The 22,817-nt window shown below is 68.0% G+C and carries 27 protein-coding genes; 14 read left to right on the top strand and 13 right to left on the bottom strand.

The features are described from left to right. Positions 1-78: 78 nt before the first annotated feature. Together ACGFH6_RS08730 and ACGFH6_RS08735 are read right to left on the bottom strand one after the other, a co-directional pair. Positions 79-1,509 (bottom strand): serine hydrolase domain-containing protein, encoded by a 1,431-nt coding sequence (locus tag ACGFH6_RS08730; protein WP_393381785.1) that lies wholly within the window; start codon positions 1,507-1,509, stop codon positions 79-81. Between the two features lie 120 nt (positions 1,510-1,629). Further along, the gene (locus ACGFH6_RS08735; protein ID WP_393381787.1) at positions 1,630-2,388 is read right to left on the bottom strand and encodes a DUF4118 domain-containing protein; all 759 of its coding nucleotides are present in this window, start codon (positions 2,386-2,388) and stop codon (positions 1,630-1,632) included. 117 nt (positions 2,389-2,505) lie between these two features. On the opposite strand from ACGFH6_RS08735, the gene ACGFH6_RS08740 reads away from it, so the two are divergent. From ACGFH6_RS08740 to ACGFH6_RS08750, 3 genes are all read left to right on the top strand, one after another. Next, positions 2,506-3,339, top strand: coding sequence for a T6SS immunity protein Tdi1 domain-containing protein (locus tag ACGFH6_RS08740; protein WP_393381788.1), 834 nt, complete (start codon positions 2,506-2,508; stop codon positions 3,337-3,339). 348 nt (positions 3,340-3,687) lie between these two features. Continuing rightward, positions 3,688-3,990 carry a lipopolysaccharide assembly LapA domain-containing protein gene (locus ACGFH6_RS08745; protein WP_393381790.1) on the top strand — a complete coding sequence of 101 codons (303 nt, stop codon included), beginning with the start codon at positions 3,688-3,690 and terminating at the stop codon, positions 3,988-3,990. After that, positions 3,987-4,541, top strand: a complete 555-nt coding sequence (locus ACGFH6_RS08750) for a DUF5994 family protein (protein ID WP_393381792.1) — start codon at positions 3,987-3,989, stop codon at positions 4,539-4,541. Before ACGFH6_RS08745 ends, ACGFH6_RS08750 begins: the two co-directional genes overlap by 4 nt. A gap of 67 nt (positions 4,542-4,608) precedes the next feature. Here the strand turns inward: ACGFH6_RS08750 and ACGFH6_RS08755 are convergent, their stop codons facing one another. Beyond that, positions 4,609-5,181: a TetR/AcrR family transcriptional regulator gene (locus ACGFH6_RS08755; protein WP_393381793.1), complete on the bottom strand. Its 573-nt coding sequence runs from the start codon at positions 5,179-5,181 to the stop codon at positions 4,609-4,611. Positions 5,182-5,335: 154 nt separating this feature from the next. Between ACGFH6_RS08755 and ACGFH6_RS08760 the strand changes: the two genes are divergently transcribed. Continuing rightward, the gene (locus ACGFH6_RS08760; protein WP_393381794.1) at positions 5,336-5,908 is read left to right on the top strand and encodes a hypothetical protein; all 573 of its coding nucleotides are present in this window, start codon (positions 5,336-5,338) and stop codon (positions 5,906-5,908) included. A gap of 39 nt (positions 5,909-5,947) precedes the next feature. Here ACGFH6_RS08760 and ACGFH6_RS08765 read toward each other — a convergent pair whose 3' ends face one another. Further along, positions 5,948-7,141, bottom strand: coding sequence for a sensor histidine kinase (locus ACGFH6_RS08765; protein WP_393381796.1), 1,194 nt, complete (start codon positions 7,139-7,141; stop codon positions 5,948-5,950). Beyond that, entirely contained in the window at positions 7,138-7,803 is a 666-nt protein-coding gene (locus ACGFH6_RS08770; RefSeq protein ID WP_393381798.1) for a response regulator, read from the bottom strand. The genes ACGFH6_RS08765 and ACGFH6_RS08770 overlap by 4 nt, the downstream gene beginning before the upstream one ends. Positions 7,804-8,032: 229 nt before the next feature. Between ACGFH6_RS08770 and ACGFH6_RS08775 the strand changes: the two genes are divergently transcribed. From ACGFH6_RS08775 to ACGFH6_RS08785, 3 genes are all read left to right on the top strand, one after another. After that, positions 8,033-8,227: a hypothetical protein gene (locus ACGFH6_RS08775; RefSeq protein ID WP_393381799.1), complete on the top strand. Its 195-nt coding sequence runs from the start codon at positions 8,033-8,035 to the stop codon at positions 8,225-8,227. A gap of 33 nt (positions 8,228-8,260) precedes the next feature. Continuing rightward, positions 8,261-9,712, top strand: a complete 1,452-nt coding sequence (locus tag ACGFH6_RS08780; RefSeq protein WP_393381800.1) for an MFS transporter — start codon at positions 8,261-8,263, stop codon at positions 9,710-9,712. A gap of 72 nt (positions 9,713-9,784) precedes the next feature. Next, the gene (locus ACGFH6_RS08785; RefSeq protein WP_393381801.1) at positions 9,785-10,726 is read left to right on the top strand and encodes a GNAT family N-acetyltransferase; all 942 of its coding nucleotides are present in this window, start codon (positions 9,785-9,787) and stop codon (positions 10,724-10,726) included. Here ACGFH6_RS08785 and ACGFH6_RS08790 read toward each other — a convergent pair. After that, a complete protein-coding gene (locus ACGFH6_RS08790) occupies positions 10,723-11,520 on the bottom strand; it encodes a GNAT family N-acetyltransferase (protein WP_393381802.1) in 798 nt (265 codons plus the stop codon). The two genes, ACGFH6_RS08785 and ACGFH6_RS08790, sit on opposite strands and share 4 nt — an antisense overlap. A gap of 210 nt (positions 11,521-11,730) precedes the next feature. Between ACGFH6_RS08790 and ACGFH6_RS08795 the strand changes: the two genes are divergently transcribed. Further along, a complete protein-coding gene (locus ACGFH6_RS08795) occupies positions 11,731-12,654 on the top strand; it encodes a GNAT family N-acetyltransferase (protein WP_393381804.1) in 924 nt (307 codons plus the stop codon). A gap of 12 nt (positions 12,655-12,666) precedes the next feature. On the opposite strand, the gene ACGFH6_RS08800 is transcribed toward ACGFH6_RS08795, so the two are convergent. Further along, complete coding sequence (locus ACGFH6_RS08800) at positions 12,667-13,284, bottom strand: TetR/AcrR family transcriptional regulator (RefSeq protein ID WP_393381806.1); 618 nt, start codon at positions 13,282-13,284, stop codon at positions 12,667-12,669. A gap of 22 nt (positions 13,285-13,306) precedes the next feature. Then, positions 13,307-13,720 carry a Rid family hydrolase gene (locus ACGFH6_RS08805; protein ID WP_393381807.1) on the bottom strand — a complete coding sequence of 138 codons (414 nt, stop codon included), beginning with the start codon at positions 13,718-13,720 and terminating at the stop codon, positions 13,307-13,309. 195 nt (positions 13,721-13,915) lie between these two features. Between ACGFH6_RS08805 and ACGFH6_RS08810 the strand changes: the two genes are divergently transcribed. The 4 genes from ACGFH6_RS08810 to ACGFH6_RS08825 all read left to right on the top strand — a co-directional run bounded on the left by ACGFH6_RS08810 (position 13,916) and on the right by ACGFH6_RS08825 (position 17,086). Further along, positions 13,916-14,230, top strand: a complete 315-nt coding sequence (locus ACGFH6_RS08810) for a DUF427 domain-containing protein (RefSeq protein WP_393381809.1) — start codon at positions 13,916-13,918, stop codon at positions 14,228-14,230. An 86-nt stretch (positions 14,231-14,316) separates the two neighbouring features. Next, the gene (locus tag ACGFH6_RS08815) at positions 14,317-15,234 is read left to right on the top strand and encodes an NADP-dependent oxidoreductase (protein ID WP_393381811.1); all 918 of its coding nucleotides are present in this window, start codon (positions 14,317-14,319) and stop codon (positions 15,232-15,234) included. A gap of 221 nt (positions 15,235-15,455) precedes the next feature. After that, complete coding sequence (locus ACGFH6_RS08820) at positions 15,456-15,872, top strand: YciI family protein (RefSeq protein ID WP_393381813.1); 417 nt, start codon at positions 15,456-15,458, stop codon at positions 15,870-15,872. Beyond that, on the top strand, positions 15,872-17,086 hold the full coding sequence (locus ACGFH6_RS08825; protein WP_393381815.1) for an RNA polymerase sigma factor: 1,215 nt from the start codon (positions 15,872-15,874) through the stop codon (positions 17,084-17,086). Before ACGFH6_RS08820 ends, ACGFH6_RS08825 begins: the two co-directional genes overlap by 1 nt. A gap of 55 nt (positions 17,087-17,141) precedes the next feature. Here ACGFH6_RS08825 and ACGFH6_RS08830 read toward each other — a convergent pair whose 3' ends face one another. Continuing rightward, positions 17,142-18,122 carry a serine hydrolase domain-containing protein gene (locus ACGFH6_RS08830; RefSeq protein WP_393381817.1) on the bottom strand — a complete coding sequence of 327 codons (981 nt, stop codon included), beginning with the start codon at positions 18,120-18,122 and terminating at the stop codon, positions 17,142-17,144. Between the two features lie 34 nt (positions 18,123-18,156). Further along, positions 18,157-18,969 carry a helix-turn-helix domain-containing protein gene (locus ACGFH6_RS08835; RefSeq protein WP_393381819.1) on the bottom strand — a complete coding sequence of 271 codons (813 nt, stop codon included), beginning with the start codon at positions 18,967-18,969 and terminating at the stop codon, positions 18,157-18,159. A gap of 122 nt (positions 18,970-19,091) precedes the next feature. Here ACGFH6_RS08835 and ACGFH6_RS08840 point away from each other — a divergent pair, with 122 nt between their 5' ends. Next, positions 19,092-19,643: a carboxymuconolactone decarboxylase family protein gene (locus ACGFH6_RS08840; protein ID WP_393381821.1), complete on the top strand. Its 552-nt coding sequence runs from the start codon at positions 19,092-19,094 to the stop codon at positions 19,641-19,643. A gap of 3 nt (positions 19,644-19,646) precedes the next feature. Here ACGFH6_RS08840 and ACGFH6_RS08845 read toward each other — a convergent pair whose 3' ends face one another. The 3 genes from ACGFH6_RS08845 to ACGFH6_RS08855 are packed head-to-tail and all read right to left on the bottom strand — an operon-like array spanning position 19,647 to position 21,233. Beyond that, positions 19,647-20,279 carry a hypothetical protein gene (locus ACGFH6_RS08845; protein WP_393381823.1) on the bottom strand — a complete coding sequence of 211 codons (633 nt, stop codon included), beginning with the start codon at positions 20,277-20,279 and terminating at the stop codon, positions 19,647-19,649. After that, positions 20,272-20,568 (bottom strand): DUF167 domain-containing protein, encoded by a 297-nt coding sequence (locus ACGFH6_RS08850; RefSeq protein WP_393381825.1) that lies wholly within the window; start codon positions 20,566-20,568, stop codon positions 20,272-20,274. Before ACGFH6_RS08850 ends, ACGFH6_RS08845 begins: the two co-directional genes overlap by 8 nt. Before the next feature lie 29 nt (positions 20,569-20,597). Further along, complete coding sequence (locus tag ACGFH6_RS08855) at positions 20,598-21,233, bottom strand: TetR/AcrR family transcriptional regulator (protein ID WP_393381826.1); 636 nt, start codon at positions 21,231-21,233, stop codon at positions 20,598-20,600. 84 nt (positions 21,234-21,317) lie between these two features. Between ACGFH6_RS08855 and ACGFH6_RS08860 the strand changes: the two genes are divergently transcribed. After that, positions 21,318-22,793 carry an MFS transporter gene (locus tag ACGFH6_RS08860; RefSeq protein ID WP_393381828.1) on the top strand — a complete coding sequence of 492 codons (1,476 nt, stop codon included), beginning with the start codon at positions 21,318-21,320 and terminating at the stop codon, positions 22,791-22,793. Positions 22,794-22,817 lie beyond the last annotated feature (24 nt).

Below are 22,817 nucleotides of genomic sequence, written 5' to 3' on the forward strand. Positions count from 1 at the left end.
TGTAGTTCGGTCGCAGCGGAAAGCCCAGGGAGATCCGCGAGGAAGGCCTTGGTCTACAACGGTCCGGCCAGCGAAGATTCAGGATCGGTCTGGGCGGGTGATGAGGGGTGACCGCAGTTGGTCAAGGAGGTTCGGGCCGACCAGGGGCACGATGTTCCAGCTGGTGGTGACCCGGTCTGAGTCGATGACGACTCGGACTCGGCTCGGGGTGGTGATGACGAACAGATCGGCCTCGAACACCTCGCCGTACCAGCCGCCCGCTGCGACGACCGGTCGGCCGAGTGGTGAGCTGTCCTGCCAGTGACCGTGGCCGACGGCGATGTCGAAGGTGTTGCCGTCGGCATCGATCCGAAGCGACCAGCCATCGGGGCGTGGTTCGATCGAAACCGTCGATCCCGACGGCAGGGCCGACGCTTCCGTCGCGGCGTCGACAACTCCGCCGGCTGAGTCCCGCGGACGGTGGTCGCCCGTGCCGACCGGCAGGGCCAGTTGCCGGAGACGATCGGCGAGAGCGCGGTCCTCCGCTTCGGAGCCGGGCTTGTCCATGCTGGGCAGGAGCTGGTCCCAGATCAGCGTGAGCAGAGCTTGCGTGTTAGTTGTTGCCGCGGTGACGGCGACCACCAGGTCCTGCTCGGGGACGACCAGGCACAGTTGTCCCATCGCGCCATCACCTCGGTATCCGTGGCGCGATCGCCAGAAGTGGTAGCCGTACCCTTCCAGCCAGTCAGGCTCCCGCGAGCCGTCCTCGAACTGGACGGTCTCGATCTGGCGCCGCGTAGCCGTCTCCACCCAGCGTTGCGACACCAGTTGGTGGCCGTGCCATTGCCCGCCCTGCAAGAGCAAGAGGCCGAACGCGGCAATCGCCTCGGTCGTCAGGTAGGCCCCGTGGAAGCCGAAGGTGAGCCCGCTGCGCAGACGTTCCCAGTCGACGTTGTTCACTCCCATCGGGCCGAACAGCCGTTGACTCAGCAGCTCCGGCAGGTCGCGACCGGTGACACACTCGATCATTCGCGCCAGCACGAAGGTGGTCGGGTTGTTGTAGGCATGGCGCGATCCGACGGGTGCGTCCGGGGCGATCCGCAGGAACCCTCGGACGAGATCGTGTGGCTCGAGTGCCCACGCGGCTTCGAGGACGTCGTCCTCGTGCCCGGTCGACATACTCAACAAATGGTGGACGGTCAGCTCCGCGGCACGGGCGGACACCGGGTCGGGGACGTGCTCGGGGAGGATGTCGACCACGCGGTCGTCGAGCGCGATGAGACCGTCGTCAACCGCCATACCCACCGCGACGCCGACGATCGACTTCGTCAACGAGTACAGCAGCTGCGGGCGCTCGGCCGAGTACGGCGCCCACCACCCTTCCGCGACCACCCGGCCGTGGCGCACCACCATCAGTGAGTGGCACTCGATCCCTTGCTCCTCGAGTCGCTCCAGCAACCCCGACAGACCGGTCGCGTCGACGCCCTCCTCCGACGGCACCGACCGCGGCAGCAAAGCCTCCTGATCCATGCCCAGATTCTCGCGTGCCGGCGAGTCACCCAGCCACAAGTTTTGACCTAAAGTCGCGGCCCTCCGCAACGAGAAATTCGTCCGCAACGGCCTCGAGCCCTGCTTGATCGTCCGCTAGGGTCACCAGGATCTGTCGTGTGTCGCCAGGGCTGCACCGACCTGATCTGCCAGGGCGACTGCGACCTGTCGTTGTGCGAGCGACGGAAGGGCCAGCCGGGTCGACGCAACGAGAAGGAAGCGGCCGCGGGTGACGCCGTTGTGGTGCACTCGAAGCTCGATCTCGCAGTCGGTGGGCAACCCGAATCGCTCGACGTCGAGATCTCGACCGCGGCGCACGACTGTGCCGTCACGGACGAGCGCGGCAGGCGCCTCGTTCCGGATGTCACTGTCGAAGTAGCAGTCGTCGATTCCGAGCAACTCGACGAGTTGGTCTGCGACCTGCTCGATCACACCTTCGGTGTGTGAGCTTCCAGCTGCGACGATGCCAGCGGTTCGGAGAATGCCGCTGAGATAGGCTTGCTGCTCGTTGGCGTGGGTGTGCCGCTTGCGCCGTCCCCAGAGGATCAGCGCGGCCGCGATGCCTACAAGTGTGAGTAGAGCTGCAGTCTGGATGTCAGCCCGCTCGGTGATGACGATCTGCTGGTACGGCTGAGTGAGGAAGAAGGCCCAGCATGCCGTGCCCGACAGGGCGGCAATGATTCCTGCCCACCGAACGCCGGTCGCCGCGGCTGAGACCACGACGAGGACGAGCAGTAAGGCGATACTGGTGTTCTCGATCCGTGCCCGGAACGGCACCATCGCCGCGCACACCAGCGCCGGAACAACGCCGGCTCCCGCGACGACCGCCGTACGCCATCGCTCGGACAGATGGACTCGCATCCCCCCATGATGCTTCGTCCTCACCAACCGCCCAGTCTCGGGGGTCATGCTCATCAAGCCCGGCCAAGTGGCTGCCAGCCGCCGTACCTGATACTTGCCTTAGGCAACGCGTCGAGCGTGGGCGGCACTGTTCCAAGTAGGGCAGATGTCGATCACACCATCGACTTGCAACTCCGCGGCCTCGACGACATCGCCAACATGAGTCTGTTGGACCTGTCGACGAATCGGAGTCTCGGATCGCAGATTACGTGGCAACTCCGAGGCGTCGAGCCAGGTACGTGCGTAATCATCAGTGATGATCTGTTGAGAGGACTTCGGATGTTCGATCGGTTTCGCGCCCAGTACGCCCCGCTCCGGGACACGGTCTCGGGAGGATCGACGTGGCAGCACGAGAGGCTCGCTGGCGTTGATGGCTACTCAGACCTCGCGTCGGAGTTCGCAGGCGTGACCTTCGCCGGCGGTCTGTACCGGGTCCACGATGAGCAATCTGGCGCTCGAGCGTTGACGTTGATCGCAGAGGCATTGCCGGAGTTCACCGCTCGCGCTTGTCCGTTTGGCTACGACTGGCTGGGACGGCAGTTCGCCGTCGACTCTGGCCGTGTCGCGGGCGGGCAGCCACAGGTGCTCCTGCTCGAGCCGGGTACAGGTGAGGCGCTGGAGGTCCCGCTGCACTTCGCCGGGTTCCACGACGAAGAGCTCATCGAGTACGCAGATGCCGCGCTGGCCACAGGATTCTTCGACGCCTGGTCGGCTGCCAACGGCGACTCCCTTCCTCTGGGCCGGAACCAGTCTGTGGGCTACCGGGTCCCGCTCTTCCTCGGCGGGCACGACACGGTCGAGAACCTCGAGCTCAGCGACCTGGAGGTCTACTGGTCGATCTGTGGCGAGTTGCGCCAGGGCGTGCGCAGTCTGCCGCCGGGAACGTCGATCAACGAGGTGGCGATGCGCTAGCCGGCGTTCTCGAGGGCTGCTTCGCATGCGGGCATTGGCGAGTAGCCCGTCGAGGATGTGGAGCAGGGCGGCGCGGTCGGTGTCGCCGAGCTCGTCGAGGTCTGCGAGCCGGGCGCCGATCTCGTTGTCGGCGGGTCGGAATGGCCGGTGAGACGTCCGCTGGGTCTGGGGAGCGGGGTCTGCCTCGGCGGTCTTTCCGGTCCGGACGGGCGTACAGTGGGGGTAGTTCCGGAATCGACGACATCCCACCTTGAGGTTGCCAGCCAGACCGGCCCTCCCGTAGGGGATGTCATGTCGGTACTGCGCCGTACGCGAAACACACCCAAACCGCCGGCGGATGTTGCGCCGATGTCGGCTGTCGACGAGCTTTCGAAACCGCTGCCGCCCCGGGTGCCGCGCACCCGGATCAGTGCCGCGTGGATCGGGATCTGCGCCGCCGTGGTCGGACTGGTCGTACTGATCATCTTCATGCTGCAGAACACCGGCAGCGTCGACGTCCACTTCCTCTGGATGGAAGGCTCCGTGCCGCTCGCCCTGGCCTTGTTCATCGCCGGAGTCGCTACGACCATCGTGGCCACGACGATCGGTGCCGCCCGCATGACCCAACTGCGCCGCCTCGTACGCAGCCGCAAAGCTGAGGCCTCGTCGTGACACTCACCGCCAACGACGGCAGAACAGTCTTCTCCGCCACCGAACCGTCAACGCCACGACTGCGACTCCAGTCCGGCGCCGCGCCCGAACTCCTCGACGGTGGCTGGTGGCCGCGCTCGGCCGATCCCGTGGCCGAGATTCCCGGCCTCGTGCTGGCCATCGACGTCCTGCAGGGGCCGATCGCCCGGCTAATTCTCCATGACAGTGACTGGGACAGCCACCCACGCCGTCTGGCCGTCGCCGGACGGCTCGTACGCGTGGGCTACTTCAGCAGCCAGCCCGTGGGTCTGCTGACCGCGCTGTCCGGGAGAGCAGGCGCCCGTGTCGACCTGGTGGTCATCCCGCCGGACACCGAACCGGACACAGCCGAGACCGCGATGAGGCTCGCCGCCACCAGTGGCAACCTGGTCCACGCGCAGAGCATTGTGTCGACTGTGGCCGGCTCTCGTTCGTCGAGTGGCTCGCGATCGGACGAGACAGCACCCGAAGATGTGTGGGAGACCGATGGCGGTCGCCTCGCCGTCGTGAACACCACAGCCCATGCCGGATAGAAGGCCCTGACGGCTGGTCGCCAGGCGTGGGGTCGTTTCCGCTACGCCGAGCCAGCCTGATCGATGATCAGATCGCTGGTTCCTGGCGACTGCGGTAGGTGAGTAGACCTTCGATGCCGCGGAGGAATGTCTCGCAGATGGGTTTCGGATCGGTCAGGCAGCCGGCGGCCATGGCGCCGTCTCGCAGCATGACGAAGTGCCGGGCGGCTGGTTCCGGGTCGATCTTCCCGGTGCCGGAGAAGAGTTCGGTCAGGGTTGCCAGAAACCACTGCCGGTGCCTGAGAACTGCCTGGTGGACCGGATGGGCCGGGTCGGGGTATTCGGCGGCGGCGTTCAGGAACGCGCAGCCTCGGAAGCCGGCTGTCTGGATGGCATCGGTGATGGTCCGGCTGACAGCTCGAATGATGTCGTCGGGGTCGGCGCCTTGAGCCCGCGCGGCATCTATCTGCGTGCGGATCGCCTCGTCGGCTTGCGTCAGGTAAGCGACGATGAGGTCATCCTTGCTCGGGAAGTGCCTGTACAGCGTGGCGCGCGTCACCTGTGCGTCAGCGATGACGCGGTCGACTCCCACGGCATGCAGGCCCTCGGCGTAGAAGAGCTCAGTGGCAGTGCTGAGCAGTCGAGACCGTGCTTCCGACATCCGTTTCCCATCTCTTGAAGTGCTCTGCCGAGACTAGCAGACAGAACGATCGGTCTTGACAACGATCGACGCTAGCTGCGAGGGTTCGCAGTACCGATCGTTCTGTCTACACAAGCGGCGATTCGCCCAGTTCGTGCATCTCGAGAGGAATCTGGTGTCCACTTCATTCGACTCCATCGGCTCGGTAGTTGGTCCCGCCGCCAGCACCAAGCCGCTGCGAACCCTGTACTACGTCCGCTTCGGATTCGCCGTCGTCTGGGCGGTCCTGATGCTGGCGATCGCCACGTCGATCAACCCGGGAGCAGTCGCACTGCTGGTGATCTACCCACTGTTCGACGTCGCCGCGGCCGTGATCGACTCCCGCTCCTCGGGCGCTACCCGGGCGAAGGCGCCGCTCTACGTGAACATGGGCTTGAGTCTGCTCGCCGCCGTCGGGTTGGCCGTCGCGGTCACCTCCGGCATCCCGAGTGTGCTGCGGGTGTGGGGCGTGTGGGCGATCACTGCGGGCATCGTCCAGTTGATCGTCGCGATCCTGCGCTACCGGCTCGGTGGTCAGTGGGCGATGATCCTCAGCGGCGGCATCTCCGTCATCGCGGGCAGCAGTTTCATCCTGATGGCAGGCGGGCCGAAGGCCTCACTGACCACCGTCGCCGGCTACGCGATCCTGGGCGGGGTCTTCTTCCTGATCTCCGCGATCCGCCTGCACCGCCTTGCCCTGAAGGGCTGAGCTCCTTGCGGGTGCACGGGAACAACCCGCTCGTCCGGTTCAGTTCAGCGGGACCTCGACCTCGGCGACTGTGCCGTGGGGTTCGGCATCCCGCAGCCGCATCCATCCACCGGCTGCTTCCACCCTGATCCGCCGCGACGCAAGGCCGAGGTGCCCGTTCCTCAACCGGGCATCGAGGTCCACCCCGCCGAGCCCCCGGCCGTCGTCGATGACCTGAAGCCGGGCAACGGCGTCAGTACGCGCCAGCTGTACGACGACCTTGCGGGCGGCGGCATGCTTCACCACGTTCGTCAGCAGTTCGCGAACCGTCACCAGCAGCAGTTCGTCGACGGCGGTGCGCGTCGACTCGTCCCAGTCGTGAGTCACGACGTCGATCGAGAACCGGCCACGCGACCGAGTGGCGTCGGCAACATCCTTCAGAACAGGCAACAGTCCGGCCGATTCGAGTGCGGCCGGATGAAGCTGCGACATCGTGGCCCGCAGCAACCGAGTCGTCTCCGCCAACGCGAACTCGACCCGTTCGAGACATTCGGCGTCACCCGCCAGCGCCGGCTCGACGTCCTGCCGAGCCGCCAGCACGTACTGAAGAGCTCCGTCATGAAGCGTCTCGGCCAGGTCCCGTTGTTCACGCTGCTCGATCTGAACCATCTCCTCCAGCAGATGATTCCGTTCCTGCAGCAGCCGGGCGATCGTCAGGACGCGTGCGCGCTGCAGCGCCGTCAACAGCACACACGCCAGCCCGACGACGGCGAGGAGCAGTGCCCGGAGTACGACGTACGAGATCGGCTCCTCGTCGATCGGCCGGATCACGAGCCCGGAGACGAGATAGGCAGCCACCGTGGGCGCCGTGGCGAGCGCACAGACCAGCGGACTGAGCTGCGTCGCTGCCAGGAGCGGGACCACGAAGAGCCCGTTCAGCAAGGTGTACGCCGTCCACGTCGTGTCCGCGGATTTGTCAGCGACCAGCGTCAGCCCCGCGAGCGTGAACACGTCGACCGCCAGGGCCAGCCAGGTGTACCGCAGCACGCCCGGACCGGCGATCCGCAGTACCACCGTGGTGGCCGTACTCCAGAGCACGTAGCTCAGGACGATCGCCCAGCACAGCAGGAGGTGGGCGGACGGTGGTTGGGTCACCAGGACCGCCACCAGGAACCCGGCGAGCAGCAATCGCAGCAGGGCTTGGATCCGCGCACCTTCGGGCGGCAGTCCGGTGACCTGCTCCGACGCGATCATTCGAGGAGGCCCCGCCGCATACCTTCGGCGACGGCAGCGGCTCGGTCCGAGACTCCCAGCTTCTGGTAGAGGCGTTGGGCGTGCGTCTTGACCGTACTCACGCCCAGGTACAGCTCGGCCGCGAGGTCGGGGATCGAGAGGCCGCGGGCGAACCCGGTCAGTACCTGCTGTTCGCGTTCGCTGAGCACGGGACCAGCAGAGGCCGCACGCAGCCTGATCTGATCGGCCAGCCCCGCGGCCAGTTCCGGCGGGACCACAGTCTCGCCCTGGCTCACCCGCCGGACCGCATCGACGATCTCCGAACGGCGAGCCTCTTTGGACAGATAGCCCTGCGCACCTTCCTCCAGAGCCCGGAAGACGATCGCGCTGTCGGTCACGGCCGACAGGATCAGCGTCCGGGTGGGCAGTTCCTGCCGGACGATCGCATGGACGACGTCGAGCCCGGTCAGGTCAGGCATCTGGTAGTCGAGAACGGCCACGTCCGGACGCTCGTCCGCGATCACCTCGAGGCCTTCCCGGCCGGTGGAAGCCTCACCCACCACCTCGAGGTAGCCGCTCTCGCGCAGGCCTCTGATCAGCCCGTCCCGGAAGAACGGATGGTCGTCCACCACTACGACGCGTGCCGATTCGCGCGTACCGGTATTCCGCCCGCTCCCCACCATGTCCGCTCCCAGCCCCGGCCTCCGGCGTGCGGAGGCCATCTCCAGCATGCCGGTCGCTTACCGCACTGGTCCAGTGCGCGACTCCGATCGGACACCTGCCCGTCAGCCGATTGGGGGACACCGTGATCAGCCCGTGCGGGGGCCGTACGGCGGATGGGATCGACGCGGCGATCGGGCGAACCTGCTGTGTGAGGCCGAGACCAGCTCGGCATCAGACAGAGGGGTTCCAATGAATCGCAAGAACAGGGATGGCCGCATCGGTCACGAGCCGTGGTCGGAGGCCGACCACTACCAGGACACCGTGACGTACGTCGATCTCCGCCCGCGGATCGACCAGTTGACGATCGTTGCCCAGCGCGACCCTGCGGCGGCGCGGCAGAAGTCCGCGAACGGTGTAGTCACCATCACTTGGCCGGCCGTCTGACGGACGCGTCGAATCGAAGGCAGAGCCATGTTCATGAAGACCAGTGAGGGCAGCACCTCGTCGCCCAAGCTGATGATCGCGATGATCCTCGCGGTCTCGATGTCGTTCATCGACCAGACCATCGTCGCCATCGCCTCACCCGACCTGCAACGCGACCTGCACCTTGCCGGCACTCAGAGCCAGTGGGTGATCAACGCCTACATCGTGGCTCTCGCGGCCACCTTCGCCCTCGGCGGCCGGGTCGCCGACGTCTGGGGCCGGCGCCGCATGGTGATCACCGGCGTCATCGGCTTCGCAGTCACCTCTGCCTTGTGCGGTGCAACCCCGAGCACCAGTTGGGCGGAGGCCTGGCTGATCGCGGCGCGAGCCGGCCAAGGTGTGTTCGCCGCACTCCTGCTGCCCGCCGCCATCGCCATCGTGTACGCCGGAGCGAAGCCCGAGCGTCGTGGACGCGCGATGGCGATGTTCTTCGGCTTCACGGGAGCGTTCACGGCCCTTGGCCCGATTCTGGGCTCCTCCTTGCTGCACTGGTCGTGGCGAGGCGTCTTCTGGGTCAACCTGCCCGTCGCTGCCGCGGCGCTCGCACTCATCGCGGTCACTCAGGTTCCGGACACTCGCGCCCGGGGCCGGATCGACTGGCGCGGCGCTGTCGTCGTCGCCGCGGGCATGGCGCTGAGCGTCGTCGGGTTCACCCAGTCGGCGAGTTGGGGCTGGGACAGCCCGGCCACCTGGTCCTGCCTGGCGGCAGGCGCCGTACTGCTGGCTGCGTTCGTCGTCCTGCAGCTGCGGACCGCTGAGCCGCTGGTCGACGTTCAGATGTTCCGTCTGCGAGGCTTCCGGGTCGACTCGGCCGTGCTGTTCCTGGCCATGATGGCGTTCGTCCCGGTCGTGTACTTCTTGAGCCTGTACGCGAGCGTCTCGCTGGGTCTGGGCGCGGGCGGCACCAGCCAGCTCATGCTGAGGTTCTTCCTGGGGTACCTGATCGCCGCGCAGCTCGGTGGCCGCGTGTTCGATCGGTACGGCGCGAAGTCCACGATCCTGCTGGGCTGCGTAGTCGGCGCCGCCGGGTTCCTGTGGTGGGCCACTCAGGTCACCACGCTCAGCGTCGACGCGCAGAAGCTGCCCTTGCTGGTCGCCGGCGCCGGGATCGGCCTGCTGCTCGGGCCGTCCAGTGCGGACGCCGTCAGCCGGGGGTCGGACGCGTCGTACGGCGCGATCACCGGCATCAACCAGACCGTGCGCAACTACGGGTCGGCACTCGGCATCGCCGTACTCGGCACCCTGCTGCTCCATGTCGCCAAGCACGCATCGATCACCCAGGCGGCTCCACATGCCTTCGCACAAGGGATGCAGGCGATCCTGATCGGGATGGCGGCCGCACTCGGACTGGCCTTCCTGGTAGCGCTCCGGCACCCAGGCGATCGCCCAAGCCGTTCGACGGACCATTCGAGGGCTCAGAAGGCCGGCGCGCGAGTGGTTGCCTAGGGCCGCAAGTCGCGGTGGCACGAGAGGTGAATCCGGAAGCGGCACGTCCGGAATAGGGCCTAACATCTGGCCATGGAGCAAGAGTTCAGCGGCACGGTCATCGAGTGGCGTGGTCCTGCGCCGTACTACTTCGTCCCCGTACCGGAGCAGGAAGGTGTCGCGCTGCGGGCCGCGGGCTCGGCCGCCAGCTACGGCTGGGGCATGCTGCCGATCCGCGCTCGGATCGGCAGCGCCGAGTGGAAGACGTCGCTGTGGCCGAAGGACGGGGGCTACCTGCTCCCGCTGAAGGACGCCGTACGTAAGCCTGGGGGACTGGATGCAGGCGACGTGGTGGACGTTCGGCTCACGTTCGACGCGCCACCCCGTCAGCAGAAGCGGAGTCCGGCCAAGCGGGTGCACGTTCCTCGCGCGACGGGCTCGCGGGAGCCGGTCACCCCCGAGCAGCTCACGATCGTTCCGGCCAACCAGGCGACGTGGGAGGACCTCCAGGCGGTCTTCGGCACGACCGGCGACCCCGCACGGTGCTGGTGCCAGCGGTTCCGGATGCTGCCCAAGGAATCCTGGGCGTCCGAGGGTCCCGAGGAGCTCGCCGCCCGGCTCCGCGACCAGACCGCCTGCGGAAACCGGAAGGCGCGGACGACGAGCGGCCTGGTCGCGTATCTCGACGGCGAGCCGATCGGCTGGTGCGCCGTCGCGCCGCGGGCCGACCACGCGAGGCTGCTCCGCGACTTCCGCGTCCCCTGGCTGGGTCGCAACGAGGACAAGACCGACATCAGCGTCTGGGCCGTGACCTGCTTCGTCATCCGGGTCGGCGACCGACGCCGAGGAGTCGGCCGCGCACTGGCCCGCGCCGCCGTCGGTTTCGCCCGTGAACGCGGCGCCGGCGCAGTGGAGGGCTACCCGGACTTCGTTGACGGCGGGTCTGTCGGCACGCTCGCCATGTTCGCCGATGCCGGGTTCGCCGAGGTGAGCCGTCCCGGCAACCGCCGCGCGGTCATGCGCATCGACTTCTAGGCGTTGTGGAGCAGGTCGCCGTACTCGGGGTTCTTCTCGATGTAGCTGCCCACGATCGGGCAGTAGTTCGAAACGGTCACGCTCTTGGTGCGGATGTCGTCGAGGGCGTGACGTATCAGCATGGACGCGAGACCTTGTCCGCGGTGGGACTCGGCAATCCACGTGTGGGTGATCGTCAGTTTGGTGCCGATCACGTGATAGACGAGCATGCCGACCCGCTCGTCGCCGCTGGTGACTTCGTAGTACTCGTCCTCAGGGTGATCGAGGATCGCGATCGCCTGGTCGTTGTGGTCTGTGGGGGTCGTCAATTGTGGGCTCCCGTGGAGGTTTCGAGGTGAGGCCGCCGGGTGGACGTCGTCGACCACGAGTGACGCTGCGAGAGGTGCCGAGAAGCGGTCGGATCCGTCCAGGCCGGGGCGGGCCAGGCAGTGCCAGGTCAGCTGCCGGCCGGCGCTGTCGGTGAACCACAGGCGTATGTGCCAGTCAGCGTCTACGCACGACACGGGTGCCGGGGTGGCTTCGATCCAGATCTGAACGCTCGCTGGAAGGGAGTCGAGGGGGAGGGGGAACGTCGTCAGCGGGAGGACTGAGTCCGCGGCGGCGGTGTGGCCTTCCCAGTTGGCCAGCATCACATCGAGATCGAGGACCCGGGCGCTCACGCTGACAGCGCTTCGTCCGTTGTGCTGCCGGGTTGTCCGCCCGACGACGCCTCCGACTGTGATGTCACCGCCGGTGAGCCGGTAGCTGCCCGGCAAGTGTCTGGAGTTGTCAGTCACCGTTTCGTATCCGGCCATACTGCCCTTCTTCAGCCTTCATGGACTACACAGTCCATTCGCGCGTAGGCTACACCGTCGACATGATGCGTCAAATCGTCGGGGAGGGGCGTGTGTCTCGGCTGACAGGAAAGCCCTGAAGCGCCTTTTGACAGGCGTAGCAGTGGACTGTATGGTCCTCAGCGATACGTGGGCGAGGCATCGCAACCAGACCGCTGGAGGAGCCGAACGGTGAGTAGCGACCTGCAGGTACGGGACAACCCTGGGGCGCGGCAGTTCGAGGCGATCGCCGACGGACACGTCGTCGGGCACTTGAAGTACCGGCCGCACGGAAAGCGCGTCATCTTCACCCACACCACCGTCGACCCGGATCACCGGGGCACCGGCATCGCGACCGAGCTCGTCCGAGTCGCTCTCGACGACGCCGCCGGCAAGATGCTGACCCTGACGAACTACTGCCCGTTCGTGGCGGACTACATCGCCGACCACCCGTCGTACCGGCCTCTTGTCGACACCGAGCATCCGGGTGCGGCGCTCGTTCCGGACAGGGCGCCGCGGGCCGGCGTGAATGAGGAGAAGGCCTCGACCCCGGTGCAGGACGTACCGAAGATCGAGGGCCGGCGCATCCGTACGTCGCGCCTGCAGCTGGCCCCCTGGACCACAGACGACGTGGCTGGGGCCCTGGGCATCTTCGGCGACGCGGACGTCGCTCGGTGGCTCGCCCCGGCCATGGGCCGGATCACCACCGAGACCGAGATGCGGGATCTGCTGTCGCAATGGGTCAGCGAGGACGCGACCCTGCCCGCGCCGCTCGGTCGCTGGAAGGTCGACGACCTCGAGACCGGCAAGACGATCGGCGCGGTGGCGCTACTCCTTCTCCCGCCGTACGAGGTCGACTACGAGATCGGCATCCAGGTCGCGGCGGCCTCCTGGGGCCGCGGCGTGGCCGCCGAGGCCGGGCACGCGCTCGCGCACTACGCGTTCGACTCCGGCGTCGACGAGGTCTTCGCCGTCACGCGGCCGCAAAACCGGCGGGCCGCTGCCGCCGCCCGCCGGATGGGAATGGAATGGGTCGGCGAGACCGACAAGTACTACGACGTGCTGCTGGACGTCTATCGCCTGCGACGCGGCGACCTGGACCTTCCCAGCTGGTGAGTGAACGTGAGCTCAGCTGCGAGCGAAGGAACCGATGTGGTCGAGGGCCATGTCCAGCGCGACGGCCATCGGCTCGGAGTTGTGGGCGTTCTGGGCCAGCACGTAGCCCCCTTGAAGGGCAGCCAGCAGGCCAGTCCCGAGGCGTTGTGGGTCCGCTTCCTCGGCCAGGACGCCGAGTTCGCGGAGCCGAGTCAGAGTTTCGACGAGTATTCGCTTCCAGGCATCAAATGATGCGTTGAGCGCTCTTCGTGACTGCTCGTCGTTGTCGGACAGCTCGATCGACATCGCGCCCAGCGCGCACCCGTACGACCCGTCCTGTAGGGAGTTGGCCTGCACCAGAGCGTCACGCCAGCGGCGCAGACCGCTGAGGGTCTTCACGCCCCGCAGGCGCTGTTCCTCGCGGGCGAGGACGAACTTCGACTGTACGTCGATCACGGCGTGGATCAGCGCGAGTTTGTCCTCGAAGTGGTTGTACAGCTGGGACTTGCTGGTGCTGCTGGCCAGTCGGACGTCGTCGAGGGTCGTCGCGTTGACGCCTTTGACGTAGAACAGGTTGGCTGCCGACTCGACGATCCGTGCACGGGTCTCCAGGCCACGCGGCGTACGGCGTGTAGTGGTGGTTCCGGGCACGGTGTCTCCCTCGGCATGTTGCTCACTCGTCCTGTTTGGCCGCCGGGTGCGTCACGACCGCGGTGACCTCGATCTTCAGGCGGAGATCGGGCCGGATCAGTCGTGGCACCACTGCGAGCATATAAGCCGGCCGGTGAGAGATGACGTCGTTGCGAACCTTCACGTAGGTGTCGATCACATCCGGGTCGGTGAGCCAGGCCCGGACCTGAACGATGTCGCCCAGCTCGGCGCCCGCGCACCGCAGCGCTTCCCGCACGTTGTCCCAGGCCTGCCGGGCCTCTTCGGCGAAGTCCGCCGGCCGGGTTCCGTCCGGTCGCAGACCGGGGGTGCCGGACAGGACAACCTGGGTTGCGCCGGCCGGGATCGCGACGGCGTCCGGGTAGGTGCCGAGGTGGTGCGACACACCGGCGGCGACGAACTGTGGTGCAGCGCTCATGTCGGCGAAGCCCTCCTGCGGATGGGTCGATGCCTTACTCTGAAAGTGGACCATGGCGTCCATTTAGAGTCAACCGATCGACGGCGGTCTGTGGCGCGGGTAAGGCTTCGTGGCTGGCCGGAGCAAGGCCTGTTTTGGTCTGTATAGTCCTCATTCATCGGAGATCGATCAACAGTTGTCAAGGAGAACGAGACGATGCAGACAGACGTCAAAGCAACTGCCGACGGGACGCTGCTGGCCGAGGCGGCCGCCAATGAGGTGGTTGTGATCGAAGGTAGCCGCTACTTCCCGCCGGGCTCACTGGTCATCGGCACCCTTCAGCCGTCGGCGACGCCGTACGTCTGCCCGTGGAAGGGTGCCGCGGAGTACTTCGATGTGACGACGCCGAGACACACGCTTCGTGACGCCGCGTGGACGTACCCGGCCCCGAAGCATTCAGCCATCGAGCAGGTCGGCCACGATTTCACCGGCTACGTAGCCTTCGATACCCGCCAGGTGCACGTCGGGTGATCGCACCGATACCGTAGTGGACGAGATAGTCCATCGAATCGTCGGCGGAGTGTTGGCGACGGGGACTGGATGCAGGGAGGTGCCGGATGAAGGCGATTGTGGTGACGGATCAGGCGGCGGGAACGGCCGGGATGACGTTGGCGGAGCGGCCGGATCCAGAGGCGGCGGGGAACGACGTCCTCGTCCAGGTCCATGCCTCGGGGTTCACCCCGGGCGAACTGACGTGGCCCTCGACCTGGACGGATCGCCTCGGCCGGGACCGAACGCCGTCGATTCCCGGGCACGAGCTGGCCGGGGTGGTCAGCGCTCTCGGCTATGGAACGACGGGCCTGTCGGTGGGCCAGCGGGTGTTCGGGCTCACGGACTGGACCCGCGACGGCACGCTGGCAGAGTACGTCGCCGTTGAGGCACGCAACCTCGCGCCGCTGCCGGGCGACGTCGACTTCACGGTGGGCGCGAGTCTGCCGATCTCGGGCCTGACCGCGTGGCAGGGACTGTTCGAGCACGGCCGCCTGCAGGCGGGGCAGAGCGTCCTGGTGCACGGTGCGGCCGGTGGTGTCGGTTCGATGGTGACGCAGCTCGCGCATGAGGCCGGCGCCTATGTCGTTGGCACCGGGCGCGCCGTCGATCGGCAGACCGCGCTCGACTTCGGCGCGCAGGAGTTCGTCGATCTCGAGAACGACGCTCTGGAGGACGTCGGCGGAGTTGATCTGGTGTTCGATGTCTTCGGCGGCGACATCGGGCGGCGGTCCGCGGGTCTGGTGCGAGCCGGGGGAACGCTGGTGACGATCGCCGGCCCGCCCGAGGCGCGTCCCGCCGACGGCCTGGCGATCGACTTCGTCGTGGTGTCCGACCGTCCACAGCTGGGCGAGATCGCCCGGCGCGTGCGGGACGGACGACTGCGGACAGCCATCGGCACCGTCGCGACCCTCGACGACGCCGTCGCCGCCTTCAACCCGACCGAGCGGGTCAAGGGAAAGACGATCATCCGCGTTCGTCCGTAAGACTCGGGGACAGCGACCGGACCTACCCTCCTCGTGGATCAGCCGCTCTGAGCTGATCCGAACCTTGTTCCGACGAGTGCGGATCGGCGATGCTCGATCGACGTGAACGGCGCCGCGGCGAGAAGTTTCTTGCGGGCCGTGTCGATCCGCGGGCCGCTCGTTCGACCAGTGGGTGCGAGTGCGAGGGCCGAGAGGCGGCCCCACCGGACGAGGAGAGCGCGATGCCGAAGTACATGCTGATCATGCGGGGCACCGACGAGTCGAACGCGGCGATGATGGCGAACATCGACGAGATGATGGTCACGACCCGCCAGTTCATCGAGGACATGTTCAAGGCCGGCGTCTACGTCGCGGCCGAAGGGCTGGACGACCCGGGCCTGGGCGTCGTGGTCGACTTCAGCGGCGAGGCCCCGGCGGTCACGGACGGGCCGTACGGCGAGACCAAGGAACTGTTCGGGGGGTTCTTCCTGCTCGACGTCGCCTCGAAGGAGGAGGCGGTCGAGTGGGCCAAGCGGGTTCCGGCGGCCCGCGGATCCAAGATCGAGGTACGGCGGGTGCCGGGGGAGGACGAGGTCCCGCAGGACAGCGGGGAGTTCGTCAAGGAAGGGGCCGTGGGCGAGAGCGACGGCCAGAGCTGATGAGTGCGGCCGAGGTCGAGGCCGTCTGGCGGATCGAGTCGGCGCGGATCGTCGCCGCGCTGACCCGGTTCACCGGCGATTTCGGCCTGGCCGAGGATGCCGCCCAGGAGGCGGTGGCCGCGGCGCTGGTGTCGTGGCCGCTCACCCCTCCGGCCGATCCGGCCGGCTGGCTGATGGCCACGGCCCGGCGGCGGGCGATCGACGCGATCCGCCGCCGTACCGCCCTGAATGATCGGTACGCCGTACTCGCGGCCGACCCGGTGGTCCACGAGGACATCGACCCCGACCGGATCGACGACGACATCCTGGCGCTGATGTTCGTCAGCTGCCACCCGGTGCTCTCCCGCGAGGCCCGGGTGGCGCTGACCCTGCGCGTGGTCGGAGGCCTGTCCACCGAACAGATCGCCCGGGCGTTCCTGGTACCGGTGCCGACCGTGCAGGCCCGCATCACCCGGGCGAAGAAGACGATCGCGGCGGCCGGGGTGCCGTTCGAGCTGCCGCCGGCCGATGAGCGCCGGGAACGGCTGGGCGGCGTACTCAGCGTCGTCTACGTGATCTTCACCGAGGGGTCGACGGCCACGTCCGGAGACCGGCTGCTACGCCCCGACGCCGCGTACGAGGCGATCCGGCTGGCACGAACGCTGGCCGCGCTGCAGCCGGACGAGCCGGAGGTACACGGCTTGCTCGCGCTGTGCGAGCTGACGGCCGCGCGCTTCCCGGCCCGGACCGGCCCGGACGGTTCGCCGATCCTGCTGGCGGACCAGGACCGGCAGCGTTGGGACTTCTCGGCGGTCCAGCGTGGGCTGGCCGCGCTGGCCAAGGCATCGGTTCGCGGGCTCGGCCCCTACGGCCTGCAGGCCGCGATCGCCGCCGTCCACGCGGCGGCTCCGTCGGTGGAGGCGACCGACTGGGACCGGATCGTGGTGCTCTACGAGGCGCTCGGCCGGGTCGCACCCTCGCCGGTGGTCGAACTCAACCGGGCCGTCGCCGTGGCCATGGCCTCGGGTCCGGCGCAAGCCCTGGCCATCGTGGACGAGCTGATCGCCTCGGACCGGCTCCCCGGTTCGCATCTGGTTCCGACCGTACGCGGTGAGCTGCTGGCCCGCCTCGGCCGGCGACCGGAGGCGCGCGCCGAGCTGGAGCTGGCGGCCCGGCTGTGCGCCAACCAGCGCGAACGCTCAGTCCTGCTCCGCAAGGCAGCCGCACTGGACTGACCTGCCCAGCGCGGTCGCGGGGCACAGGGGCTGGGGGCGCGCGTGCACCTCGGCCTCAAGGTGTGAGGGCGCGGGCGATGGGCCAGGCGCCGGGGGAGGTGTTCGACAGCACGGTGCAGGTGGTGCCTGTGTGCGGGTCGTGCGTTGACTTGAACGACGCGCCGGCGTCGTACCCGGTCAGGATCGCCGTGTCGTTGCTCTCGTGCAGCCAGAAGCCGAGGCCGTATCGCCTGGATTCCTCGGGTACGTCGCGACGAGGCCGGACGACCTCTTCGACGGAATCCACGATGTCGCCGGCGAAAAGCGCGCGCCAGAAGGTGGACATGTCGGCAGCGGTGGTGTGGATGCCGCCGTCGCCGGTGGCCAGCACCGGCAGGTGAAAGACGTTGGAACGGTCGACCCCGTCCAACGGCAGGTAGCCCACCGCCGCATCAGCAGGCAGCTCGTCGGACCGGAGGAACTCGGTTCTGGACATGCCGGCGGGGCGGAGCACCCGCTCCCGGACCAGGTCGTGGTATCCGACGCCACTGGCTCGCTCCGCCAGCAGGGCAAGGACCACGAAGCCACCATTGCAGTAGGCGAACCGCTCGCCGGCCCGGAACTTGGTGGGATGCCCGTCCAGCAGGGGCAGGAAGGCCTCGGTAGTAGTCAGCTCGTGCGCCGCGCCGACGAAGCAGTCGGTGATCTCGGTGTCGGCCTCTTCGTCCAGGTAGTCACCGATGCCAGAGGTGTGCGTGAGGAGATGTTCGACGGTCACGTCGTCCGCGATCAGCGGTAGGTCGTTGCCGAGCAGGGATCGAGCGGTGGTGCTCAGCTCCAGCACACCGTCCTGCACCAGGGAGAGCACGGCCAGGGCGGTGAACCCCTTGCTGCCGCTGGCGATGCCGAACCTCGTGTCCACGGAGTTGGGAACCTGATAGGTGCGGTTCGCCAGCCCGTAGGCCTTCGCGAACTCGACCTGGCCGGCTCGGTCAATCCAGACCACACCGGAGAACCCGGTCTCCTCAGCGATCCTGTCAATATCCCCCTGCGCCATCTCCGCACACTAACCCAGGCCCCACGGGACACCCCTAGTTCTTCGTGGCGAGGCGGTGCCAGGTGTCTCGGGTGGCCTGGTTTGCGGGGAAGAATGCCTCGACGCGGAGTTCCTGCGCGGTGACGTCGACCGGGGTGCCGATGGAGGACACGACCGAGAACAGCTCGACCACCAGATCATCGAGCGCGAACCGTACGTCGATCACGGGTACCGACGGTGCCGTGACGGAGTGCCCTGTGAGTACGGCGCTGACGTCCGGGCGGGAGCGCAGGCGGCGTACCAGCTCCGCTGTCTCCCGATCGAAGACGCCGCCGACGGCCTCGCGGGCGGCGCGTTCGAGCAGTGCCGGTGCGACCGAGGACCAGTTCAGCACGGCGGCGCGGACCGGTCCGGGCTCGATCATCAGCCGCAGCACGTTCGCCGGATCCGGTAGCGGGTCAGGAGCGAGCAGGGTGCCGAACAGTTGCGAGGCGCCGCGGTTCGCCCGCAGCACGTTCCAGCCCCGGTCCATCACCACCGCCGGGTAGGGCTCGTGCTGCTCGAGCATCGACCCGAGCGCCTCCTCCACCCGGGCGAGCTGCGCGCTACCGAGCGCCGCCACCGGGTAGAGCGGTGCGAACCCGGCGGCGAGCAGCAGCCCGTTCCGTTCCCGCAGCGGTACGTCGAGGGCCTGCGCCAGCCGCACCACCATCTCGCGGCTCGGCTGGGACCGTCCGGTCTCGACGAAGCTCACGTACCGCGGTGTCGACCCGGCGGCCGATGCGAGGTCCAGTTGGCTGAACCGACGGACCGATCGCCAGTGCCGCAACAGGTCGCCGAACTCCGGATCCGCCGGTGCTGCACGCATGGGGCCAACGATAGGCGCCGCGACGCTGCGATTCCCTTCCCCACGAGGGAATCGCGCCACCGCACCGCCGCGCAGCACGCTGTCCTGGCAGGGCCGCGACCGTCGGCCGCAGGGAGAGAATGATGGATCTGACTGTGCACACCACGAGTACGGCACCGGCTGAGTCGAAGGCGATACTGGAAGGCATCGCCGAGGATCTCGGTTTCGTGCCGAACCTGGCGGCGGCGACGGCCACGTCACCCGCACTGCTGGCTGGGTTCGATGGGCTGCGGCGAGCGGTCACCGGCGGGGCGCTGGACCCGGTGCTGCGGGAGACGGCCGGCCTTGCCGTCGGTGTTGTGGTCGACAACCGGTACGGCGTTGCGTTCCACAGCACCGTGCTCGCAGCTCTCGGCGCCACAGCGGACGACCTCGAGCGGATGCGCGGTGGTGACGAGCCCGCGGATGCCGCTGCGGCGGCGGTCTACGCACTCGCGCGGGAGCTGGTGCTCACCCGCGGAAAGGTTGCTGAGGGCACCGTTCGCCGTACGGCCGAAGCCGGATTGTCCGAGGCGGACGTGCTGGAGGTCGTTGCCGAGTGCACCTTCGCCGGACTGGTCGGCACCCTGGACAACCTGTCCGGCCGGGTCGAGCTCGACGAACCGTTGCGTCCGGCAACCTGGTCGGCGCCGTAGGGCTCAGTCCCGGGGCGTCAGGATCCGGGACCTCAGGGCCAGGTCGTCCATTGTTTCCAGGACCTGGAGGCGGGCGACGCGGACCGGGATTCGGAGAGGTTGGAAGGTTGCCACGAGGTGGCGGAGTTCGGTGTAGGCGTTGCCGGTGACGTCTGCGGTCAGCTGGAGATACCCGGCCAGCAGCGGCCGGTCGACGGCGAGTGCGAGGGCGGCTTGTTCGTCGGCCGGTTCGACCGGAAGGTAGATCCGGCCGGTGTTGAGCTGCCCGATCCACGGTCCGCGGATGACGAGATCGATCGGTGCGTCGAGGGTTCGTGGTTCGTCACTGCCGTGCACCAGCGTCGCGTGGACCCGGTCGGCCCTCAGTTCGAGTCCGCGCCACCACACCAACTCGGCCAGACTGGAAGCAGCCAGCGCCGACAGGAACGGCTCCGGGCGCGGGTCCGGTAGTGGGACGACCAACGAGCGCGCGGGCGGCCAGAACTCGCCGGGTCCAGGATCCGGCCTGAGCACATCGCGAGGCCGGTCGGTGAGCAACGGGAGATGCCGCGTCCGATAGCGCTCGTCCAGCCGTAACGAGTCGTGCTGGTCCCACTCGTACTGCTGGCCGGCCAGCACACTCAACACATCAGGCATCGCGATCCCCCAACGGGCCGAGGAGTCTCTCGAGTCTGGGCCGAATCTCTGTGTCCGCGCCCTCGACCTCGACCAGCTTGTCTCGGCTGGTCGCGCCTCGCACCAGCGTCACGGCCGAACGTCGTACGCCGAACGCTGCCGCAATCGCCTGCAGGACCGCCTTCGTCGCCTGACCTTCCACCGCACGGGCCGCCACCGCGACCACCAGGGCCGGTCCGGCCGCACCGTCGTACCGGCCACCGACGGCGGTCCGGGAGGCACCCGGTTTGACCCGCAGCAGAATCCGCATGGCTGAATTCTCGCCCGACGGATCGCTGATCAGGCGCGCCAGCGGTCGGTCAGTTCGTCATTGCTGGGCGGCGGTCCCGGGAGTTCCGAAGCGCCGCCCGGTTGTTCTCCGGACCGGTGCATCGCCTCCAGCATCAGGGTGAGGTACCGATGCCGGAGCTGGTTCGTCCGAGCCTCGTCGCCGAACTTGATCGACGTGATCTGTTCCAGGATGACCCCGAAGTCCTCGACCACGATCCCCGGCCGGAGGTGCTCCTTCGTCCGCGTGTAGATGGCCTGGTTCAGCTCAGCCGCCCGGGCGGCGTCCTGCCAGAGGTCGGGCGTCGGGGTGAACGTCCCAGCGAGTCGCTGGGTCAGCGAATTGGTGTCGGCGTCGACCAGCGCGTGCAGGAACGCTCCGAACGCGACCCATGGCTCACGGTCGTCGGCCAGAGCCTTCTCCGACTCCTCGATGTACCGCGCCAGCCCGTCGCTGCAGAGCTTGCGGAGCAACTCCTCCTTGCTCGCGTAGCGCCGGTAGAGCGCGCTGATACCGACCCCGGCACGCTCCGCGACCGCGGAGATGGGGGCACCGGGATCGGCGATGAACACCGCCCGGGCCGCGCCCAGGATCACCTCGTCGTTGCGGGCCGCCTGGGCCTGCCGGCCACTCAGAGCTTTCGTCATGTCACCAAGACTACCACTTGAACGGAATGCTCCGTTCCGCTAGAGTTGGAACAGAACAGTTCGTTCCGTTTGAAGCTGGAGCCGATGATGACCGCAGTCGCAGTACTCCCCAGCAGCACAGCAGCAGTCGAGGCCGCCCCGCAGCGCCGGCGCTGGCTCGCCTTCTCCGCGGTCATCACCGCGTCAGTGATGGACCTGCTCGACTCGACCGTGATGAACGTCGCCGCCCCCGGTATCCGCGCCGACCTCGGCGGCTCCTACGCGAGCCTGCAGTGGATGGCCGCCGGCTACACGATGGCCCTGGCAGTCCTGCTCCTCGTCGGCGGTCGGCTCGGTGACATGGTCGGCCGGAAGCAGGCGCTGCTGATCGGCGTCGGCGGATTCACCGTGATCTCGTTCATCTGCGGCCTCGCGGTGTCGTCGGAGATGCTGATCGCCGCCCGCGTCGCCCAAGGTGCGTTCGCCGCGATCATGTTGCCGCAGGGCTTCGGACTGGCCCGCGACCTGTTCGATCCGGACGAGCGAGCCAAGGCGTTCGGGTTTTTCGGACCCGTGATGGGTCTGTCAGCGGTGATCGGCCCGATCATCGGCGGCACGCTGCTCGACGCGGATCTGCTCGGGACCGGCTGGCGAGCGATCTTCCTGGTGAACATCCCGGTCGGCATCTTCACCTTCGTGATCGCGGCCAAGTACCTGCCGAACACCAGGCCCGCCGACGGCCGCCGGATCTCGCTGGACATCCCTGGGCTGCTGATCGCCGGGGCCGGCCTGGTTGCCCTGGTCTACCCGCTAGTGCAGGGGCACGAGATCGGCTGGCCGCTGTGGTCGAAGGCGCTGCTGGTCGCATCCGTGCCGGTGCTCGCCGGGTTCGGTGCGTACCAGTCCCGTCGGCAGCGCAGCGGCGCGACCCCGCTGATCGAGCCCCGGCTGCTGCGGAGCCGCTCGTACCTGTCCGGCGTACTGTTCGCGGTGGTCTTCTTCGGTGCGATGGCCGGCACGTTCGTCCTGGGCATGTTCCTCCAGGTCGGCCTCGGCTACACCCCGATCCACGCCAGCCTGGCGATGGCGCCGTGGGCGTTCGGGGCGCTGATCGGCTCGGCGGTCTCCGGGATGGCGATGCAGAAGTACGGCCGCAAGCTGCTGCACATCGGCCTCGCGCTGATGGCGATCGGGCTCACCGGCCTGTACGGCGTACTTGCGCTGACCGGGCTGAACGTCGAGCACTGGGACCTGGTGGTCCCCAACCTGATCGGCGGGGCCGGGATGGGCATGGTCTTCATCCCGCTGTTCGACATCATCCTGGGCGGCGTCCGGGACGAGGAGGTCGGCTCGGCAACCGGCATGCTGGGGTCGCTGGAGCAGGTCGGGATCGCGCTCGGTATCGCGGTGATCGGGACCATCTTCATGGGCAAGGTCGCCGACGCCGAGCCCGCGACCCGCTCCGTGGCCGCGCTCGACGGCGCTCAGGTGGCGCTGCTGGCAACCCTCGGCGGGATCGCACTCGCGTTCGCGGTCGGCTTCCTGCTCCCGAAGAAGGCCCGACCCGGCGTAGAGCACTGATCCCAGCAAGCCTCGCTCGTCAGG

The organism is Kribbella sp. NPDC049227, assembly GCF_043197265.1.
GTDB lineage: Bacteria > Actinomycetota > Actinomycetes > Propionibacteriales > Kribbellaceae > Kribbella.

What these genes read in the sequence shown, in the direction of transcription:
- ACGFH6_RS08730 (WP_393381785.1), bottom strand. Translation starts at nt 1,509, where the DNA reads ATGGATCAGGAGGCTTTGCTGCCGCGGTCGGTGCCGTCGGAGGAGGGC.
- ACGFH6_RS08735 (WP_393381787.1), bottom strand. Translation starts at nt 2,388, where the DNA reads ATGCGAGTCCATCTGTCCGAGCGATGGCGTACGGCGGTCGTCGCGGGA.
- ACGFH6_RS08745 (WP_393381790.1), top strand. Translation starts at nt 3,688, where the DNA reads ATGTCGGCTGTCGACGAGCTTTCGAAACCGCTGCCGCCCCGGGTGCCG.
- ACGFH6_RS08755 (WP_393381793.1), bottom strand. Translation starts at nt 5,181, where the DNA reads ATGTCGGAAGCACGGTCTCGACTGCTCAGCACTGCCACTGAGCTCTTC.
- ACGFH6_RS08765 (WP_393381796.1), bottom strand. Translation starts at nt 7,141, where the DNA reads ATGATCGCGTCGGAGCAGGTCACCGGACTGCCGCCCGAAGGTGCGCGG.
- ACGFH6_RS08770 (WP_393381798.1), bottom strand. Translation starts at nt 7,803, where the DNA reads ATGGTGGGGAGCGGGCGGAATACCGGTACGCGCGAATCGGCACGCGTC.
- ACGFH6_RS08775 (WP_393381799.1), top strand. Translation starts at nt 8,033, where the DNA reads ATGAATCGCAAGAACAGGGATGGCCGCATCGGTCACGAGCCGTGGTCG.
- ACGFH6_RS08780 (WP_393381800.1), top strand. Translation starts at nt 8,261, where the DNA reads ATGAAGACCAGTGAGGGCAGCACCTCGTCGCCCAAGCTGATGATCGCG.
- ACGFH6_RS08785 (WP_393381801.1), top strand. Translation starts at nt 9,785, where the DNA reads ATGGAGCAAGAGTTCAGCGGCACGGTCATCGAGTGGCGTGGTCCTGCG.
- ACGFH6_RS08790 (WP_393381802.1), bottom strand. Translation starts at nt 11,520, where the DNA reads ATGGCCGGATACGAAACGGTGACTGACAACTCCAGACACTTGCCGGGC.
- ACGFH6_RS08805 (WP_393381807.1), bottom strand. Translation starts at nt 13,720, where the DNA reads ATGAGCGCTGCACCACAGTTCGTCGCCGCCGGTGTGTCGCACCACCTC.
- ACGFH6_RS08810 (WP_393381809.1), top strand. Translation starts at nt 13,916, where the DNA reads ATGCAGACAGACGTCAAAGCAACTGCCGACGGGACGCTGCTGGCCGAG.
- ACGFH6_RS08815 (WP_393381811.1), top strand. Translation starts at nt 14,317, where the DNA reads ATGAAGGCGATTGTGGTGACGGATCAGGCGGCGGGAACGGCCGGGATG.
- ACGFH6_RS08820 (WP_393381813.1), top strand. Translation starts at nt 15,456, where the DNA reads ATGCCGAAGTACATGCTGATCATGCGGGGCACCGACGAGTCGAACGCG.
- ACGFH6_RS08825 (WP_393381815.1), top strand. Translation starts at nt 15,872, where the DNA reads ATGAGTGCGGCCGAGGTCGAGGCCGTCTGGCGGATCGAGTCGGCGCGG.
- ACGFH6_RS08830 (WP_393381817.1), bottom strand. Translation starts at nt 18,122, where the DNA reads ATGGCGCAGGGGGATATTGACAGGATCGCTGAGGAGACCGGGTTCTCC.
- ACGFH6_RS08835 (WP_393381819.1), bottom strand. Translation starts at nt 18,969, where the DNA reads ATGCGTGCAGCACCGGCGGATCCGGAGTTCGGCGACCTGTTGCGGCAC.
- ACGFH6_RS08840 (WP_393381821.1), top strand. Translation starts at nt 19,092, where the DNA reads ATGGATCTGACTGTGCACACCACGAGTACGGCACCGGCTGAGTCGAAG.
- ACGFH6_RS08845 (WP_393381823.1), bottom strand. Translation starts at nt 20,279, where the DNA reads ATGCCTGATGTGTTGAGTGTGCTGGCCGGCCAGCAGTACGAGTGGGAC.
- ACGFH6_RS08850 (WP_393381825.1), bottom strand. Translation starts at nt 20,568, where the DNA reads ATGCGGATTCTGCTGCGGGTCAAACCGGGTGCCTCCCGGACCGCCGTC.
- ACGFH6_RS08855 (WP_393381826.1), bottom strand. Translation starts at nt 21,233, where the DNA reads ATGACGAAAGCTCTGAGTGGCCGGCAGGCCCAGGCGGCCCGCAACGAC.
- ACGFH6_RS08860 (WP_393381828.1), top strand. Translation starts at nt 21,318, where the DNA reads ATGATGACCGCAGTCGCAGTACTCCCCAGCAGCACAGCAGCAGTCGAG.